The organism is uncultured Cyclobacterium sp., from assembly GCF_963976465.1.
GTDB lineage: Bacteria > Bacteroidota > Bacteroidia > Cytophagales > Cyclobacteriaceae > Cyclobacterium.
Genome location: NZ_CAXBOC010000007.1, coordinates 1 through 19,364, shown reverse-complemented (window position 1 = coordinate 19,364; position 19,364 = coordinate 1). Strand labels below are relative to the sequence as shown.

At 39.4% G+C, this 19,364-nt stretch carries 13 protein-coding genes; 8 read left to right on the top strand and 5 right to left on the bottom strand.

Annotation, left to right across the window (positions count from 1 at the left end):
* Window positions 1-92 precede the first annotated feature (92 nt).
* Together AAC037_RS01085 and AAC037_RS01080 are read left to right on the top strand one after the other, a co-directional pair.
* The gene (locus AAC037_RS01085; RefSeq protein WP_339900997.1) at window positions 93-1,619 is read left to right on the top strand and encodes an aldehyde dehydrogenase family protein; all 1,527 of its coding nucleotides are present in this window, start codon (window positions 93-95) and stop codon (window positions 1,617-1,619) included.
* A 64-nt stretch (window positions 1,620-1,683) separates the two neighbouring features.
* On the top strand, window positions 1,684-2,082 hold the full coding sequence (locus tag AAC037_RS01080) for a DUF779 domain-containing protein (protein WP_339900995.1): 399 nt from the start codon (window positions 1,684-1,686) through the stop codon (window positions 2,080-2,082).
* A gap of 33 nt (window positions 2,083-2,115) precedes the next feature.
* Here the strand turns inward: AAC037_RS01080 and AAC037_RS01075 are convergent, their stop codons facing one another.
* Both AAC037_RS01075 and AAC037_RS01070 read right to left on the bottom strand, forming a co-directional pair.
* On the bottom strand, window positions 2,116-3,864 hold the full coding sequence (locus AAC037_RS01075; protein ID WP_339900994.1) for an amidohydrolase: 1,749 nt from the start codon (window positions 3,862-3,864) through the stop codon (window positions 2,116-2,118).
* 36 nt (window positions 3,865-3,900) lie between these two features.
* On the bottom strand, window positions 3,901-4,218 hold the full coding sequence (locus tag AAC037_RS01070; protein WP_339900993.1) for an antibiotic biosynthesis monooxygenase: 318 nt from the start codon (window positions 4,216-4,218) through the stop codon (window positions 3,901-3,903).
* 278 nt (window positions 4,219-4,496) lie between these two features.
* Between AAC037_RS01070 and AAC037_RS01065 the strand changes: the two genes are divergently transcribed.
* The 6 genes from AAC037_RS01065 (at window position 4,497) to AAC037_RS01040 (ending at window position 12,528) form a co-directional block, all read left to right on the top strand.
* Window positions 4,497-5,879: a cytochrome ubiquinol oxidase subunit I gene (locus AAC037_RS01065; RefSeq protein ID WP_339900991.1), complete on the top strand. Its 1,383-nt coding sequence runs from the start codon at window positions 4,497-4,499 to the stop codon at window positions 5,877-5,879.
* Window positions 5,880-5,885: 6 nt separating this feature from the next.
* Complete coding sequence (cydB, locus tag AAC037_RS01060; protein WP_339900989.1) at window positions 5,886-6,923, top strand: cytochrome d ubiquinol oxidase subunit II; 1,038 nt, start codon at window positions 5,886-5,888, stop codon at window positions 6,921-6,923.
* Between the two features lie 115 nt (window positions 6,924-7,038).
* Window positions 7,039-7,950: an SMP-30/gluconolactonase/LRE family protein gene (locus AAC037_RS01055; RefSeq protein ID WP_339900987.1), complete on the top strand. Its 912-nt coding sequence runs from the start codon at window positions 7,039-7,041 to the stop codon at window positions 7,948-7,950.
* 12 nt (window positions 7,951-7,962) lie between these two features.
* On the top strand, window positions 7,963-9,228 hold the full coding sequence (locus AAC037_RS01050) for a mandelate racemase/muconate lactonizing enzyme family protein (RefSeq protein WP_339900985.1): 1,266 nt from the start codon (window positions 7,963-7,965) through the stop codon (window positions 9,226-9,228).
* Between the two features lie 222 nt (window positions 9,229-9,450).
* Window positions 9,451-10,911 carry an arylsulfatase gene (locus tag AAC037_RS01045; RefSeq protein WP_339900984.1) on the top strand — a complete coding sequence of 487 codons (1,461 nt, stop codon included), beginning with the start codon at window positions 9,451-9,453 and terminating at the stop codon, window positions 10,909-10,911.
* A 27-nt stretch (window positions 10,912-10,938) separates the two neighbouring features.
* Window positions 10,939-12,528 carry a sulfatase gene (locus AAC037_RS01040; protein WP_339900983.1) on the top strand — a complete coding sequence of 530 codons (1,590 nt, stop codon included), beginning with the start codon at window positions 10,939-10,941 and terminating at the stop codon, window positions 12,526-12,528.
* 110 nt (window positions 12,529-12,638) lie between these two features.
* Here the strand turns inward: AAC037_RS01040 and AAC037_RS01035 are convergent, their stop codons facing one another.
* The 3 genes from AAC037_RS01035 to AAC037_RS01025 form a co-directional block, all read right to left on the bottom strand.
* Window positions 12,639-14,408: an SLC13 family permease gene (locus AAC037_RS01035; RefSeq protein WP_339900982.1), complete on the bottom strand. Its 1,770-nt coding sequence runs from the start codon at window positions 14,406-14,408 to the stop codon at window positions 12,639-12,641.
* 6 nt (window positions 14,409-14,414) lie between these two features.
* Window positions 14,415-16,712 carry an acyl-CoA dehydrogenase gene (locus AAC037_RS01030; RefSeq protein WP_339900981.1) on the bottom strand — a complete coding sequence of 766 codons (2,298 nt, stop codon included), beginning with the start codon at window positions 16,710-16,712 and terminating at the stop codon, window positions 14,415-14,417.
* A 528-nt stretch (window positions 16,713-17,240) separates the two neighbouring features.
* Entirely contained in the window at window positions 17,241-18,671 is a 1,431-nt protein-coding gene (locus AAC037_RS01025; RefSeq protein ID WP_339900980.1) for an alanine/glycine:cation symporter family protein, read from the bottom strand.
* Window positions 18,672-19,364: the final 693 nt, after the last annotated feature.

Here is a 19,364-nt window from a genome sequence, read left to right as displayed (position 1 = left end):
GAATGAATTTTCAAGTGGATAAGATGGTGTTTCAGGTGGATTTTAAATTTTAATTTACTTATAAATTTGATAAAACTCAAAATAATAAAAAAATGTCAACACAAACATTATCCCAAAGTACGCCGGTGGAAAGACCGGAGGTGAAAGAAAAATACGATCATTTTATTGGAGGCAAGTGGGTGGCACCTACCTCGGGTGAATATTTTGACAATATTTCTCCCATAGATGGAAAGCCATTTACCAAAGCAGCGAGAGGAAACAAGAAGGATGTTGAATTGGCTCTGGATGCTGCCCATGAAGCCTTCAATACATGGTCTAAAACTTCTCCGGCAGAGAGAAGCAAATTGTTAAATAAGATTGCGGATGTAATTGAAGACAATCTTGAAATGCTGGCTCGAATTGAGACGGTAGACAATGGCAAGGCATTGAGAGAGACCAGAGCAGCAGACTTGCCTTTGGTAATTGATCATTTCAGGTATTTTGCCGGGGTGATAAGAGCTGATGAGAGCACCATTTCTGAGCATGATGAGAATACTGTCAGTATAGCATTACATGAGCCGTTAGGTGTGGTAGCCCAAATCATCCCTTGGAACTTCCCTTTATTAATGGCTACATGGAAAATTGCTCCGGCCCTGGCTGCAGGCTGCTGTACCATAGTAAAACCGGCGGAACAAACGCCCACTAGTATCATGGTATTGATGGAGTTGATCGGAGATATTTTACCTCCGGGAGTGCTAAATGTGATTACCGGTTTTGGTCCGGAGGCGGGAAAACCTTTAGCCAGTTCAAAAAGGGTGGCCAAGGTTTCCTTCACAGGAGAAACAACCACGGGCCGATTGATTATGCAGTATGCCTCTGAAAATTTGGTGCCTGTGACTATGGAGTTGGGTGGTAAATCTCCAAATATTTTCATGAAATCTGTGGCGGATGCCGATGATGAATATTTTGATAAGGCTGTAGAAGGAGCCGTATTGTTTGCCTTGAACCAAGGTGAAGTTTGTACTTGCCCTTCCAGAATTTTGGTTCATGAAGATATATATGATGTTTTTATGGAGAAAGTTATCGAAAGAACCAAAGCCATAAAAATGGGGCACCCATTGGCCGAGGACACCATGATGGGTGCGCAATCTTCAAATGATCAGTTAGAGAAAATCATGTCCTATTTGGATATTGGTAAAAAAGAAGGGGCGCAGGTATTGTGTGGTGGAGATAAAGCAGGACTAAACAGCGGATTGGAAGAAGGATACTATGTACAGCCTACTATTTTTAAAGGCCACAATAAGATGAGGGTTTTCCAAGAAGAGATTTTTGGGCCTGTAACTTCAGTAACTACATTTAAAACTACTGAAGAAGCCATTGAAATAGCCAATGATACCATGTATGGTTTGGGAGCAGGTTTATGGTCTAGAGATGCCCATGAATTGTATCAGGTACCTAGGGCAATTAAAGCAGGCAGGGTTTGGGTCAATTGTTACCATGCATACCCGGCGCATGCTCCTTTTGGAGGGTATAAAAAGTCCGGTTTTGGTAGAGAAAACCACCTGATGATGCTAGACCATTATAGGCAAACCAAAAACATGTTGATTTCGTATGATAAGAATAAGTTGGGTTTCTTTTAATTGACAAAATGCCGGATGTCTCATGAATCCGGCATTTTTTTTCTCATTTAATTGCGGAATTACCATGAAAGAATATACACCAAGGGTTTTGGCTACCGAAGAAGCCAAAGCAATTATTGATCAATTGAAAAAGTCTCATGACAACGACTTAATGTTTCATCAAAGTGGTGGCTGTTGTGATGGATCTTCACCAATGTGCTTTGAGAAAGGTGATTTTATAGTAGGAGCTAGTGACGTATGGATGGGGAAGGTATATGGGTGTGATTTTTTTATGAATGAAGATCAATTTGACTATTGGAAACACACCCAATTAACCCTGGATGTAGTGAAGGGTAGAGGAAGTAGTTTTTCCATAGAAATACCATTGGGAATACGGTTTATGATTCGTTCTCGATTGTTTACTTCCGAGGAACTTCTCCGACTAACCCCCATTATGACGGGTGAGGAATATTTAGAACAGTGAAAACCATGTAAATAGAAACTTTCTATTTTCTAATTACTCCTCAATTTGATATACAATGTCACCTCCAATAATGGTCATCAGTACTTTTGTATCTAAAATTTGATCTTCACCTATATTCATAATGTCTTGATTGAGTATGACCAGATCGGCTAATTTACCGGGTGTGATACTGCCTTTGATTTTTTCTTCAAAGGCACCAAAAACGGGAGAGAAAGTATAAGATGTAAGTGCTTGCTCCCTTGTCATTTTCTGCTCTGGCTCATATCCGGACTCAGGTTCTCCTTTAAGTGTTTTGCGTGTGACGCTTACATAGAAATTCTCTATAGGAGACAAGGGTTCTACGGGAACATCTGTTCCATTGATTAATACTGTGCCTGTGGACAAAAGTGATTGCCACACATATGCCCCATCTAGGATCCTTTTTTCTCCCAGGCGGTCAATTGCCCATGGTCTGTCTGAAGATAAATGAATGGCCTGCATGGAAGGTATCACTCCCAGTTTTGCAAATCTTGGGATGTCATCAGGATGTAGATGTTGTACATGTTCTATCCTAAAACGGTGCTGACTACCTTTGACATCCTTTGTTTCAAATGCTTTTTGGTATTGATTAAGTACTTCTCTGTTAGCCTTGTCTCCAATGGCATGAGTTGCAATCTGAAACCCGTGTTCTATACCTTTCAAGGCTGTTTGATATACCTCTGACATCGGTAAGGTTTTATGACCCAAATGATCGCTTTGGTCTGAGTATTCTTTCAATAACCAAGCACCTCTAGTCCCTAAAGCGCCATCGGCCATTAATTTTATGGAACGAACAGTAAGCATAGGATCAAGCATGGGGCCTTGTTGATACCAATCCTGTAATAAGGCTTTGTCATTGCCTGCGAGCATAAGATACATTCTTGTTTTAAGCCGGCCTTCAGCATGTAGCTTTTGGTAAAATTTCAAAGTTTCACTGCCTACTCCGGCATCATGAAACCCGGTTATGCCCATGCTATGGCAAGCCTCTTGAGCCAAACTAAATGCTTGGATATTCCTTTCTAAACTATTTTTAGGGAGGTGTTTATTTATCAAGCTCATGGCATTTTCATTAAAAACACCTGTTGGATTTCCATTATCGTCTCTTATAATTTCACCCCCTTCTATTTTATTTGTTTTTTTCAACTCTTGATTCAATGGATCAATTTGGGCAATTTCCATTGCCTTTTCATTGGCCAGTAAAGCATGTCCACTTACATGAAAGAGGGCTACGGGATGATCTGGACTGCTATTACTTAGTGAATTATGCAATGGTAAGCCATTGATAGTTTCATCAGGCTGGATTTCCCATTTGCTCTGGTGCCAGCTATGGCCAATAATCCATTGGCCAGGACTTGTAGTGGCGGTTGCTTCTTTTACACGAGCAACAATTTCTTCATAGCTATTGGCCGTGGATAGGTCAAGGTTCAAATAACTATAGCCCATTTCCATAAAATGGCCATGTCCTTCTATCCACCCCGGAGTCATTATTTTACCGGAAAAATCAATAATTTGGGTTTGTGCTCCAATATAGGCTTCAACTTCTTCTTTTGAACCTACATATAAGATAAGGGAATCTTTAAGGGCAAGGGCTTGGGCAATGGGATTTGCTGGATCTTGTGTATAAATGGTGCCCCCTTGGAATACAATTGTGGCCTCTTCTGTATTTTTGGACGAGGTACAGGCTGTGATGAGGCATGTCCATACAACAAAAAACAGTAGTTTAAATTTTATGTCCATTACAGTTAGTTTGGATAAACATTTCATGGTTAAATTTTTAAATGACAGGTAAACTTTGGACGTTTACATCCCATATTCCTTTTCTACTTTACATATACGAATCTTATATTGACTGTACCAGGTAGATTTTCCTTTAACTTGAGCCAAGCGGTGATCTTTTTGCTTTTTCCAGGCTTTTATGGATTCCAAGTCTTTCCAGTAGCTCACTGTTATCCCTATCTCAGCGCTAGCTGATTCATGGCCTAAGTAACCGGGTTGAGATTTAACCAAATTTTCCATGCGCAATGCCTCTTCATCATAATTTTCTAGGTGATCACTTTTTATGCTAGTAAAAATTACGGCATAATAGGGAGGTTTGAGCGTTTGGCTAATTTTTTCCATGGCTTTAAATGTTGAGGTCTGTATGGCTTTTAACTCATGATTGATAGGATCGTTAGAAGCTGTTGCATAATATAAGATTAAATTAATTAAACCTTTATTAATTTGATCAATTCACCTGTTTTTTTAACTTTATACCTTGATATTCAGACCATAATTGTAGGTACATTTGGACCTTTTTTATGTTTAAGAGATTCACCATTTTTTTATTTTTTAAACGTAAAATTCTAGTTTATAGATTTGATTAATATTGGGTGTGAAATAAGTTAAATTAAGAAAAAATGGATGTAGAAATTCTCTCCAGAATACAGTTTGCTTTCACCATTGCCTTCCATTATATCTACCCTCCTTTAAGTATTGGGCTGGGACTGATTATGGTCATAATGGAAAGTATTTATTTGCGAACAGGAAATAAAGAGTATGAGATATTGGCAAAGTTTTGGACCAAAATATTTGCCTTAACCTTTGGGATAGGTGTAGCAACGGGCATCGTGATGGAGTTTGAATTTGGCACCAATTGGGCTACCTATTCTCGATACGTTGGAGATGTATTTGGCAGTGCCTTGGCGGCAGAGGGAATTTTTGCTTTTGCCTTGGAAAGTGGCTTTTTAGGTATTTTACTTTTTGGTTGGAATCGAGTTAAACCTTGGGTTCATTGGGTGGCTACTTTAGGGGTTTTTTTAGGCTCCATGTTTTCAGCAGTATGGATAGTCATTGCAAATAGCTGGCAACAAACACCTGCGGGTTTTCATATTGTGGGCGAAGGTATGGAAGCCAGGGCAGAGATTATAGATTTTTGGGAAATGGTATTTAATCCTTCCAGCATGGATCGATTGGTGCATACTTGGCAAGGTGCCTTTTTGGCCGGAGCTTTTTTGGTTTTGAGTGTTCATGCCTATTACCTAAGAAAAGGAAGATATATAGCAATTTCAAAAAAAGCTTTTAAAATCGCATTGGTAGTGGCCACCGTTTTTTCTTTGGCTCAATTGATCTCAGGCCATAGTTCTGCCAATGGAGTAGCTGTAAATCAACCGGCTAAATTGGCTGCATTTGAAGGACATTTTGAAGAAAATGCTGCTGCACCCATGTATTTGTTCGGTTGGGTAGATAAATCATCACAAACCGTAACAGGCTTAAATATTCCCGGAGGTTTATCTTATTTGTTGCATTATGATTTTGGTGCACCCGTTACAGGTTTAAATGCCTTTCCTGAGAAGGACCGACCCTCACAGGTAAATGCAGTATTTCAGTTTTACCATATTATGATCAGCATCGGAATGTTTTTGATTGTACTCAGCCTTGTTGCTTGTTTCCAATGGTACAGGGGAAAGCTTTTTGAAAGCAAGTGGTTGCTCTGGGTGTTTTCTTTTTCAGTCATTTTACCTCAAATAGCCAATCAAGTGGGTTGGTTTGCCGCTGAAATGGGAAGACAGCCTTGGGTAGAGTATGGTTTACTAAGAACCAGTGATGCGGTAAGCAAAACAGTAACAGCCAATCAGGTATTGTTCTCGCTAATCCTATTTTTTATCGTTTATACCATACTCTTGCTCTTGTTTCTTTACTTGCTCAATAAAAAAATTAAGCACGGACCTTATGATGAAGAGGAAGAGCTCGACCGTCCTTTTCAGCATGACGTAGCAGCTTCTTTTTCATCAGATAAATAAAAAAATATGGAGACCTTATTTGGAATCGATTATCCCACCCTTTGGTTTTTAGTAGTAGGAGGCTTGTTTTCTGGATATGCCATCTTGGATGGTTTTGATTTTGGTGCCGGTGACTGGCACTTATTTTTTAAGAAAGAAAAAAGCAGAAGGTTGGCCCTCAATGCCATTGGTCCGGTATGGGATGGAAACGAGGTTTGGTTGGTCATTGGAGGTGGAGCGCTGTTTGCAGGTTTTCCTGTAATGTATGCCACCTTATTTTCAGGCATGTATATTCCCTTTATGTTATTTTTATTGGTAATCATCATGCGGGCGGTTTCTATAGAGTTTAGGAGTAAAGAACCCATGTTATGGTGGAGAAAAATGTGGGATATTTCCTATTCTGTATCCAGTATTATGTTGCCTTTTTTACTTGGTATTGTTCTTGGCAATGTGCTTTTAGGAATGCCACTCGGAGAAGGGTTTGAGTATGAAGGCGAAGGTTTTTTAAGCTTTTTAAACCCTTATGCAATAATGGTGGGCATTTCTACACTTGCCCTTATGATGTCACACGGTGCCATTTACCTTTTATTGAAAACCGAAGGAAGAATGTTTGCAAAACTTACCCTTTTGTTAAAGAAAGGAATGATTTTCTTTATGGTTAGTTTTGGTATCACCTCTTTGTATACCCTCATTTATATACCTCATTTATCCGATACATTCAGGGGAAACCCTGAACTCTTTATCGTTCCATTGGCCGCCTTGCTTTGTATAGCCAATGTGCCGAGATTGGCGAATAAGAAAAAGTATGGGCAAGCCTTTCTTTTTTCATCCCTAACAATAAGCCTGCTTCTTGTTTTGGTGGCCATAGAATTGTATCCCAACTTGTTGTATTCTACCCTTGATCCGAATTATACCATAACTGTTTACAATGCCGCTTCTTCAGATAAATCTTTAGGAATAATGCTCACATTTGCTGCCATTGGTACCCCTTTGGTCCTGGGATACACTGCCTTTGTATACATAACTTTTAGGGGTAAAGTAAAAATAGATGAAACCAGCTACTAATTGATCTATTCTTTTCTTTAAAGTGTTGATATTCTGTAGAATTGTATGAAATATAACTGTTTAGTTTTATATTTCAGAAGCAAAACCCTATCTACATATTTAAACCCAAAACATCATGAAAAGGATCTTAATAATTTTCGTAACCTTCTTTTGCTTCTCTTCAATATATGGGCAGCATCTAGATATCGCAAATCCGGCACTGTTGGATCTAATAGATGAAAACAGCCAAGTTATTAAACTTCACGATGGCTTCCAATTTACAGAAGGACCGGTTTGGAACAAGGAGGGACAATTTTTGCTGTTCAGTGATATACCTGCCAATACAATCTTTAAGCTTGAGCCTACCGGTGAAATTATCTCCTTTAGAAAACCCAGTCAAAATTCCAATGGGTTAACCTATGATAATGAAGGGAACTTGATAATTGCAGAACATAGTGGTAGGAAAATAAGCATGTTAAACTCTGAAGGCAATTATTCCACTATTGTAGATAATTATATGGGCACCCGATTGAACAGCCCCAATGATGTGATTGTGGATAGCCAGGGAGTCATATATTTTACAGATCCTCCATATGGTAGACCAAAAAATGCCACTGATACCTTATCCTTCAATGGTGTCTATAAATACGCTAATGGAGAAATTGAATTGATAGCTGATGACCTTTACAGACCCAATGGTATTGCTTTGTCTCCCGATGAGCGAAATTTATATGTAGCCAATTCCGGTCAACCCAAGCAATTTATAAAATATCCCATTAGCAGGTCTGGAAAAATAGGAAAGGGTAAGGTGTTTTTTGACGCATCTGAATTATCAGGGGAAGGTAATCCTGACGGTATCAAAGTTGATCCGGAAGGAAATATATTCGCAACCGGACCCGGAGGTGTTTTGGTCTTTACAGAAAAAGGAGAATTACTAGGTACGATTAAATTTCCCGAAACCCCTGCCAACCTGGCTTTTGGCGGACAGGATATGAAAACACTTTTCGTAACAGCCAGGACAGGTTTGTATTCCATTCGTCTAAAATAGTTAAATTTTAAAATGGATTCAGGAAGAAGAAAATTTATCCATAAGGCAGGTTTGGGAGCTGCTGCCGGAATAATGGGAGCTAGGGTTAAAACCGATTTAAGAGAAACGCCAGAATTTTTTAAAAACCAAGCGATCAAACAGGCCTTAATAACACCTGTTTTAAATATTTTTGAATTAAAAAAGCCCGTATGGATCACCTCAATTGAGTTGTTAAGGAAGGAGGATAATTTTATTTGCCGGGTAAGGTCTAAAGATGGTGCAGAAGGGATAGCTGTAAGCAATAATATGCAAATGATTTACCTATACCCTATATTTTTGCATCGGATTCAACCCTTTTTTATTGGGAAGGATGCCAGAAATCTTGAAACACTACTTGAAGAAGTTTATGTATACAAAAGCAATTACAAATTGCAAAGTCTGGCCTTATGGGTGCCATTAGCTACTCTTGAATTTGCTATTTTAGATATGTTAGGGTATTTAACTGATAAGAGTATTGGGGAGCTTATTGGTGAAATCCATAATCCTAAAATAGCTGTTTATCAGGCGAATAATTATAGAGGAAAATCTGCCGAAGAATCTATAGACTTAATTGAAGCCCAAGTTCAGGAAACCGGCGCCAAAGCATTGAAGTTTAAAATAGGTGGAAGAATGAGCAATGACCGGGATTTTCCTTCGGGAAGATCAGAGAAATTGATCCCTTTAGTAAGAGAAAGATTTGGTGCAAATATGACCATTTATGCCGACTCAAATGGTTCATATTCAGTAGAAGAGGCAGTTAGGATTGGTAAAATATTACAAGAATATAAGTTAGACTTTTATGAGGAACCAGTTCCGTTTGATTGGTATGAAGAGACATTAGAAGTTAATAAGGCATTGAAGATACCTATTGCCGGGGGTGAACAAGAGCCTAGCATTCATAATTTTAAATGGTTGATTGAAAATGATGCATTGGATATTGTTCAACCCGATATATTTTATTTTGGTGGAATGATTAGGTCCATGAAGGTTTCAAGAATGGCGGCAATCACAGGAAAAGAATGCACACCACATATCTCCGGTTCCGGGTTAGGCTATTTATACATGTTACATTTTGTTTCCGCTATTCCTAATGCAGGACCATATCATGAGTTTAAAGGTCTAAACCGAGATATACCTTTGGATTGTCCTACTTCTGACCTTTCGAGTGTCGATGGAATAGTAAGCGTGCCAACCGGAGCAGGCTTGGGAGTTACACTGGATCCGGATTTTGTTAAGGCACATAAAATAGTAAAGGGTTAAATCATCATTTTAATTAAAGGAAAGAATATGTAATTTGCCGATAATATCGGAAGTCGAAATATTGCCAAGAATGGACTGATCCGAATACTGGTATTCAACTTTAAAGCTTGGAATTAAATTGAAAATGTATGAGGAAAGCTTGATTTCAAATGGCAGTATAAAACTTTAGTTTTGAATGTACAATTAAATGATATAATAAACCTTTGAATACCTTTAATTTATATGAACAAACCTTCTATCTTTTTAAGTCTTGGCTTGCTTACTCTTTCCTTATTTGGGTGTAACTCAAAACAGGAAAGGAACACAAGGCCTGAATCTACCATATCTAAACCAAATATCATTTATATTTTAGCAGATGACTTAGGTTATGGTGATTTAAGCTTTAATGGACAAGCACATATTGCAACTCCAAATATTGATAAACTAGCTAAGGAAGGCTTGTTTTTTAATCAACATTATTCCGGTTCTACGGTGTGTGCACCTTCCAGAAGTACCTTGGTTTCTGGGTTACATACAGGAAATGCTCCGGTACGGGGAAATTATGAAATACAGCCTGAAGGTCAATACCCGCTGCCCGACTCTGTTTTTACCATATTTGAGTCTTTAAAGGCAGAAGGCTATACTACTGGAGCTTTTGGTAAATGGGGATTAGGGTATCCTGGTTCTGAAGGGGATCCCAATAAACAAGGAGTAGATGTTTTTTTCGGATACAATTGCCAAAGAATGGGCCATAATTATTACCCTTTTCACCTATGGGACAATCAAGATTCCTTGGTATTGGAAGGAAATGCCGGAACAAATTTGGAGGAATATGGCCCTGAACTTATCCATAAAAAGACCTTGGATTTCATATCAGAAAATAGTCAAAACCCTTTCTTCCTGTATGTACCTACCATAATCCCACATGCTGAATTAATCGTTCCGGAAGAGAAAATGAAAAATTATCGGGGTAGGTTTGATGAAACGCGCTATAAAGGAGTGGATGAAGGACCTAACTATAAAACTGGAGGTTATATGTCTCAGGAGGAGCCCCGGGCTGCCTTTGTGGCCATGGTGGAATTACTGGATAAACAAGTAGGAGAAATTGTAGGCAAGCTTGAAGAATTGGGGATCAGAGACAATACATTAATAATTTTCACTTCAGACAATGGACCCCATAAAGAGGGAGGAGCAGACCCCGACTTCTTCAATAGCAATGGTCCTTGGAAAGGTTACAAAAGGGATTTGTACGAAGGGGGAATCAGGGTTCCAATGATTGCCAATTGGCCAGGAAAAATTAAACCGGGCAAAACAGATCATATTTCTGCTTTCTGGGATATTTACCCTACAGTTGCAGCTTTGACAGGAAGCGAATTGCCCGAAAATACAGATGGGATTTCCTTTGAACCTACGCTTCTTGGCAAAGCAGAAAAACAGGAAGAACATGAGTATTTGTATTGGGAGTTTATTGAACAAGGAGGAAAACAAGCCATTAGGAAAGGCAAATGGAAAGCCATTAGACTTAATCTTAGAAAAGACAATAACCCTCCAATTGAATTGTACAACTTGGAAGAAGATCCGGGGGAAGAAGACAATATCGCAGACCAGCATCCTGACTTGGTGAAATCATTCAAAGCATTGATGGAGGAAAACCATACACCCAATCCGGTTTTTAAATTGTATGCATCTGAACTTAATAAGTAAATTTTTAAGACATTAAGACTTTAAACAATGATCAAATTATCCAAATTGAGTTTAGCAAGCCTATGTTTGCTATGCCTGGGGACCTTTTCCTGTACTTCAGAAAAAGTGGAAATCTCAGAGAAGGCTCCCAATGTCTTATTTATTCTGGTGGATGACATGGGTTATGCGGACCTGGGATATTCAGGGTCCACATTTTATGAGACACCCAATATTGACAACTTGGCCAAAGACAGTTGGCAATTTACCAATGGTTATTCAGGAAGTAGGGTATGTAGCCCTGCCCGAGCCACGATTATGACCGGTCAGTTTACCGCCAGTCATGGCATTACCGATTGGATTGGAGCGAAAACAGGAGAGAATTGGAGGACACATAAGAGGCATGACCCCATGCTTCCTGCAGATTATGTGTATCAGCTGCCAAAAGAAAGTACCACCTTGGCAGAAGCCTTCAAAGCCAATGGCTACAATACTTTTTTTGCAGGAAAATGGCATTTGGGAGATGAAGGGAGCTATCCGGAGGATCATGGATTTGATGAAAATATTGGCGGTTGGGAGAAGGGGTCCCCTTCAGGAGGCTTTTTTGCGCCTTACACCAACCCTAAAATAAAAAATGGCCCCGATGGTGAGAACCTTACCATCCGATTGGCAAATGAGGTAGCCAACTTTATGGACAGAAGTAAAGACAAACCGTTTTTGGCTTTTCTGTCTTTTTATGCGGTACATGCTCCGGTACAAACCAGCAAAAAAAAATGGGCTAAATATAGAGATAAAGCTGAAGCCATGGGGATCGCTGATAAGGGATTTGAGATGGGAGAGAAACTTCCATTTAGAACGGTTCAGGACAATCCCAACTATGCAGGCCTGGTAGAATATGTAGATGATGCTGTGGGAATAGTGATGGATCAACTTGAGAAATTGGGGCTTGCGGAAAACACAATCGTGGTATTTACCTCAGACAATGGGGGAGTAGTTGCAGGAGATGCATTTGCCACCTCCAACTTGTTTGTTAAAGGTGGTAAAGGACATCATTGGGAAGGTGGCGTACGTGTACCTTATTTGATAAAAGTTCCGGGAACACAACCTAAAGCACCTGTTGATTACCCGGTAGTAGGTGCGGATTTTCTGCCTACTTTATTGGATTATCTTCCAGAAGAGGTGAATATTTCTCAGGAAATTGAGGGGAGAAGTTTGAAGCCTCTGATTGAAGGTGAAGCCTTGGACCAGCGACCTATATTCTGGCATTATCCCCATTATGGAAACCAAGGAGGAGTGCCTTCTGCCATGGTGAGAAAAGGAGATTGGAAATTGATTCGGTATTTTGAAGACGGACATGAGGAATTGTATCGTATTCCTGATGACCCATTTGAGGAAAAAGAACTTTCAGAAGCTTCTCCTGAAATCAAGGCATCCTTATCTACTTTACTAACCGAGTACTTGAATGATAAGGAAGTATTGATGCCTAGGCCGGATGAAGCCTTCGATCAATCACTATTCGAGGAAAGACTCGATAATATGGAAAATGAATTGATGCCTCGACTTGAAAGACAGCGACTTGATTTCTTGGACAAAAACTGGCAACCCAATGAAGATTGGTGGGGAAGTGAAGTTCCAGAATAGACTTTAATCCGGATAGGGGACATTGTTACTGAAGCAGAAACAATGTCCCTTTTTTTAGTCTTTAGCATTTGATTTTAGTAGGCCGTTGAGGCAGTTGGGAATCGCTCTTGCTAGAGCGGCCAAATCCACAATATCATGGGGATACTTACTACCATTACAATGATGGTTAGAGGTAGTCCTGGTTTCCAATAATCACCAAACTGGTAGCCTCCAGGACCTAAAACCAGTGTATTGGACTGGTGTCCTATAGGGGTGAGAAATGAGGAGGAGGCCCCTATGGCTATGGCCATTAGGAACGGATCAGCTGAAAACTGTAAAGCAGTAGCTATTTGTAAGGCTATCGGGGCCATTAATACCACCGTTGCTGCATTATTTATCAAAGCAGACAAAAGCATGGTCGTTAGCATTATCAATCCAAGAAGGGTCCATGTAGGTAAATTTTGGGCACTTGACAATATCAATTGGGTAATGGTATTGGCGGCACCACTGCTTTCAAAGGCATGCCCTACGGGAATCATTGCGCCAAGCAAGATTATAACAGGCCAGTCGATACTTGAATAAAGATTTTTTAAAGGAAGAATTTTACTAAAAACCATTCCCATGGCTGCCAAAGTAAAAGCTATGGCAACAGGAAGCCAACCCAATACTACTGAAATAATAGCCAAGACAAAGAGAAACAGGGCCAAGGCAGTACGTCTTGGTTGACCAATTTTAATGCTTCTCTTGGCTAAAGGGTAGCATTGCATCTCTTTAAAAGTTTCCGAGATTTTATCTCTTCTCATTTGCAAGAGTAATACATCTCCCGAGCGGAAAACTTCATGATCGATTCGCTTTATCAGAGTCCTATTTCCTCGCGACAAGGCCAATAGATTAACGTCAAACCTTGAACGCATATGTATACTCGATGCTGTCTGCCCAATCAATGATGAGTTTTCTTGTATGATTCCCTCAGTATTGACGATTTCATTTTTATCTTCAATCTCTTCTAAAAAATCTTCATCCCCCACGAGATCAACTTGGTATTTGTTGATAAATTCTTCCAAGTCATCAGTATTGGACTCCATGATAAGAATGTCATTGGGGATAAGGATAAAATAGGGGCTTGGCGCATGAATTCTAACCTTGTTTCTTACTACGCCTAAGACCTTGACATCTATTTCTTTATCTCCTGTTATATGTTGGATGGCCTTGTTTTCTAGAGAAGAATTTTCTCTAAGTACAATTTCTGTAATGTAGTTTTCAATTTTAAATAAAGCTTCATTGGAAAATTCGCCTCTTCTTATAGGAATTAATCGCCAACCTACTGTAGAAATGAAAAAAACACCGGCAATAGCCACCACGGCTCCCAAAAGGGTAAAGTCAAACATTCCAAATGCTGCCTCTCCACTTTGGGCTCGAAATGAAGATACAATGATATTGGGAGGGGTGCCAATAAGGGTGGTAAGCCCACCCAATAAAGAAGCAAAAGCAATGGGCATTAAAATGACGGATGGAGAATAATTGTGTTTCCTTGCCAATTGTATGGCAACAGGCATAAATATAGCTAAGGCTCCTATATTGTTCATAAATCCGGAAGCAAGGGCTACTGCTCCGGACATGGTAGCAATCTGGAGGCTAAGGTTATTTCCAACCTTCTCCATAAATGCAACAATTACATTGACTATTCCTGAATTTTCAAGCCCTTTACTTACCACAAGTATGGCTGCTACGGTAATGACAGCCGGATGGCTAAACCCCATAAAGGCAGTATCATAAGGAACGAGACCAAGTATGGCCAACAAAATTAACGCAGAAAGCGCGACAAGGTCATACCTTATCTTTCCCCATATAAAAAACAGCAAGGAGAGCCCTAGAACTACAAATACCTGGATTTCTTCCATAAAAACCTAGGTGGCTATAGGAGCAGCAAGACATGCGTCAGGAATATTGAATGCGTTGACCAATGGGACGGCATTCTTACGCATATTCCAACACAATTGATTGACCATTTTTCGAATGGCCTTGGATTTACCACCTTCCATATAGCCTTGCTCCAAATACCATCCATTGTGTTTTTCAATTTGATGCAAGGCATAGAGGTCGCAGAGTTGCTTGAGAACTTGTTTAAGTTCAGGATCACTCGTTTGCTCAATTTTCTCAATAAATTTCTCTAAAACAACCCTTTCAATATATGCCAAACTTAATGTGTAAAGGTGATGTTGAGCAACATTCACCGCATCAAAAGGATCCATTCCTTCACCCATTAATCGTTTTAACCTCTTGGCTGCAGCGTTTAGAATGCTGTTTTCTCTGTATTGAAAGGCATTCAAATGAAATTCAGAATCCAAAAGATGGGACTCGTCCTTATTTCTAGTGATAATATAATTCTTTTCGGTTAGGCTTGTTTTGGCTTTGGCTACCACATAATCGATGATGGTAAACAAGTTCATGTTTTCAAACTGTTCTTTGTAAGCACTGAGCCTACTCTTGGCTACAAGTTGTAACAAAACCGTGTTGTCTCCCTCAAAGGTGGTGTATACATCCGAATCATTTTTTAGGGCATCAATCCTGTTTTCAGAAAGGAAGCCTTTACCACCGCAGGCCTCTCTACATTCCTGTAGGGTGTCGGTATTGTGCCAGGTAGCATAAGCTTTTAAACCTGCAGCCAATGCCTCAATTTCTTGCATTTCTTCCTCTTTCCTATTTAGGAAACGATCTGTAACGTACTCCATGGCAAAATGACAGGCATAAGTTTTGGCCAAAAGAGGTAGCAGTCTTCGTTGGTGCATGCGGTAGTTGAGTATGGGTACTTCTGCAGTGCCATCGGGTCCAAATTGCCTACGCTTATCAGCATACCGAATGGCTATGGTAAGGCCGGATTTTGATGCAGCAATTGCTGAGCGAGGAATACCTATCCTTCCACCAACCAAAGTTCCCAGCATGGTGAAAAACCTTTTGTTGTCACTGGCAATGGGGCTTTGAAAATCTCCATTATCATCAACAGAGGAGAACCTGTCCAGCATGTTTTCTTTGGGAATAACAATGGAGTCAAAACTTATCAAGCCGTTGTCTACTCCATTTAAGCCCATTTTTCTACCACAATCCGTAATGGATATTCCCGGTAAGGTATTGCCTTCCTTATCCCGTAATGGAACGATGAATGTACTTACCCCATAGTCTTTTCCATCGATGATTAGCTTGGCAAAAACAGTGGCCATCCTCCCATGAAGGGCTGCATTGCCGATGTATTCTTTTCTTGCATTTATATGTGGTGTATGGATAGTGAATTTTTTTTCTTGGTGATTGTAAGTGGCCGTAGTTTCTATGCCACGAACATTTGAACCATGATTGGTTTCTGTCATGGCAAAACAACCGGGTAGTTTTAAACTTCCGATATCTTTTAAATATTTTTCGTGGTGTTTTTTCGTTCCCAAGGAATAAACGCTCATTCCCCACAAGCCAAATTGAACACCAAATTTTATTACCGTACTCAGGTCACGATAGCTTAGGGTTTCCATGACTGTAAAATATCCTTCCATGTCATTGGCTCCTCCAAATTCTTCTGGATAGCCGATGGATCCATAACCTTTGTCAGCCAACATTTTGCACCAAAGAAGTACTTGCTCTCTGTATTCTCTTAAATTTCCTGGATCTACGTAATCAAATTCCTTCTTAGATATAAAAGATTTGATTTCATCTATCAAGGGTTTTCTTTTGCCATCTAAGAGGCAGGTTAATTTTTCAGTAGCAAAGGCTGCTTGTGTTTCATAGGAGGTAGAGAGATTGGAATGCTTAGACTTAAATGTCAAAGCAGCGGACTTGCCTATGATTCCCAACTGGTTTTCCAGCTTGGCCAGTTCATTTTCAACCTTTTCTAATGGGATGTTTTGCGCAACATTAGGTGCATGCTTTTTTAATATTTCTACTCCAATGCTGGAAAGGTGTGGGTAAACTTTGTCTTCAGCAACCGCTGATTTAATGGTTTTCCACCACAGCTCCAACTCTTCTCTTGCCGGAGGAAATTCAGGGTCTAATTTATTGGTTAAATAATCCTTGTCTTCTTTGCTCAACCAATCTGCTTTTTTAAAGAAAGACTGAAAAGCCTCATGTTCGCTGTTGGTAATATTGGCATCCGACCATACCTTATACAAGGTGGGAAGGAGAACAAGACTTCCATTGGTTGGTTGAGAAAAAATCTTTTCCATGCTACGTTTGGGTTTAGAATTTAATAGTAATAAGGTAAGAAATTATTGCTTTCCAGTTCAATAATCTGACCAAAAAATGATTTCCTAAATAATTAAACTTATATCCCTATCCTAAAGTTTTTAAAGAAGTATCAGGATTAAGCTGAGCTCCTACCAAAGCATTAAAAAAAGAACAAGTATTTTAACCCTTATGAGGCTATAAGCTTCTTGATGCATGACCTGAGCTTTTTCAGGGAATGGAGCAATCGCAAAAAAACTCAAGTTGTTTGGAAATTTTAGATTAGCATCGGAATGGTAAAATTGAAAAAAATACGTAGTGGTTGATTTTATATCGATTTCAGCACGGAATTAAAGGGCTTTTGTATGTTTCGGGTTTAATCAGCCAATTGACTGGTCTGCCTTTGGACTTGCTACTGAACGTTTTTAAGTTTCAGATAATTACATTTTTTTTAAGGGTAAACCCAATATTCCCCACTCTTACCTTAAACATTAAAGCGGAAAGTCAGGGAGAAAATTTCTTAGGATATATCAATTGATTTTATCCCACTCTTCGATATTTTTTACATTTAAGCTATTAGAATCAAAAGTTGGATCCAGTCCTTTCTTCCTTTGATCCACATAGTCTTTAAGAGCGGCCATTGCAGGTTTGCGAAGCAAAATAATTGCGATCATATTGAGCCAAGCCATTATGCCTACACCAATGTCACCCAATGTCCAGGCCAGTTCAGCAGTCCTTACGGTTCCATAAAAGGTTGCAATTATAATCAAAGCCCTAAGTGCAAATAAAGGCCAATCACGGTGCTGATCCTTTTGAAGAAAACTTAGGTTTGTTTCTGCGATATAGTAATAGGCCATGATGGTGGTGAAGGCGAAGAATGCCAGGGATATGGCAATAAAACCTGCACCAAGATTAGGAAAATGTTCGCTGATTGCGAATTGGGTAAATTCAGGACCATAGGTAACACCAGGAAGGTTTTCAACCAAGAAGCCGCCTTCCGGATTAATTACATTGTATTGCCCCGTGAAGAGGATCATAAAGGCAGTGGCCGTACAAATGAATAAGGTATCCACATACACAGAAAATGCCTGCACTAAACCTTGTTTCACAGGATGACTTACTTCAGCAGCAGCGGCAGCATGAGGTGCTGTTCCTTGACCTGCCTCATTGCTATATATCCCTCGTTTGATCCCCCAAGAGATGGCCATTCCAAAAATACCACCAAAAGTAGCTTCAGCATTGAAAGCAGAAGTAATGATCAATTTAATTACTCCGGGGATCTCCGTGAAGTTCATGGCCATAATAATAATGGCCATAATGATATAGGCTGCAGCCATAAAAGGAACCACTATTTGGGCCACCTTTCCAATTCGTTTTACACCTCCAAAAATAATTAGGGCCAGAAAACCACAAATCACCAAACCTGTGATCCAAACGGGGACATTAAAAGCATTTTCTACACTGATGGCAATGCTGTTGCTTTGCACACCCGGTAAAAAGAAAGCCGTACTAAGAATGGTGGCAAAGGCAAACAAAACTGCATACCACCTAATCCCCAAACCTTTTTCAATATAGAAAGCGGGACCGCCACGATATTGACCATCTTTAACCTCCTTATACATTTGACCAAGGGTGGCTTCTATAAATGCAGAAGCACTTCCCAAAAAGGCAATGATCCACATCCAGAAAATAGCTCCGGGTCCTCCCATGGCTATGGCTGTTGCCACTCCCGCAATATTTCCTGTTCCAACCCTTCCCGAAATGGCGATTGCGAAGGCCTGAAATGAAGTTACTCCTTTGTCAGAGGATTCTCCACCAAACAATAATTTGATCATTTCCCTGAAATACCGGATCTGAAGAAATTTTGTAACAATTGAAAAGTATATGCCGACACCCAAGCAAAGAACAATTAATGCATTACTCCATATGATGTTGTTTAGGGCGTGTATTAAAGACTCCATATTGATTGTTTGGCTTGAAAAGAATTTTTGTTACACAAAGAAAACCTAAAATAGGGGTAATAATAATTTTGAAGGTAAAAAATTAATCGCGATTTAAAATTTTACCATTAAATTTTCATTTTGACCGCTTTTAAATCTATGAATTTGCTTAGACGAAGGCCATTTCATATAAAACAAGCTATATTTTATTAGATAAGCCTAAAGATCTGAGGTTGTCTTTTATGAACTGATTTCCGGAAATTACTGATCAAAAGTGAAATACCGGATGAAACTCCCTATCCGGATTTCCATTCAACGTTGAATTAACCTTATTCAAACTCTATTTAAAGGAATCAGCAGAAGAATAAAAGGTATAAAAATACCACGCTTATTTATCTAATATAAAGGATAGGTGGTAAGTCCAAGGACTCCTAATTTTAAGTGATTAATTTAATATCGATAGGTTGAAACCGTAAATTATAACAAAAAGATGATTATATAACCCGGTTCAGGAAGATATAGATGATGTGTGGCACATTTTAGGATACTTATTTAATCCTCGGTAATTCCCTATTAAAAATCATTACCTTTGTCGCAATTTGTAGTCAATTACAAAAGATACGGAAATACAAATATGAGAGAATTAGGAATAATCAGCACCCTACCGATCAATAGATTCACGGACAATGGTGCTTATCTTGCTTTAAGTGATGG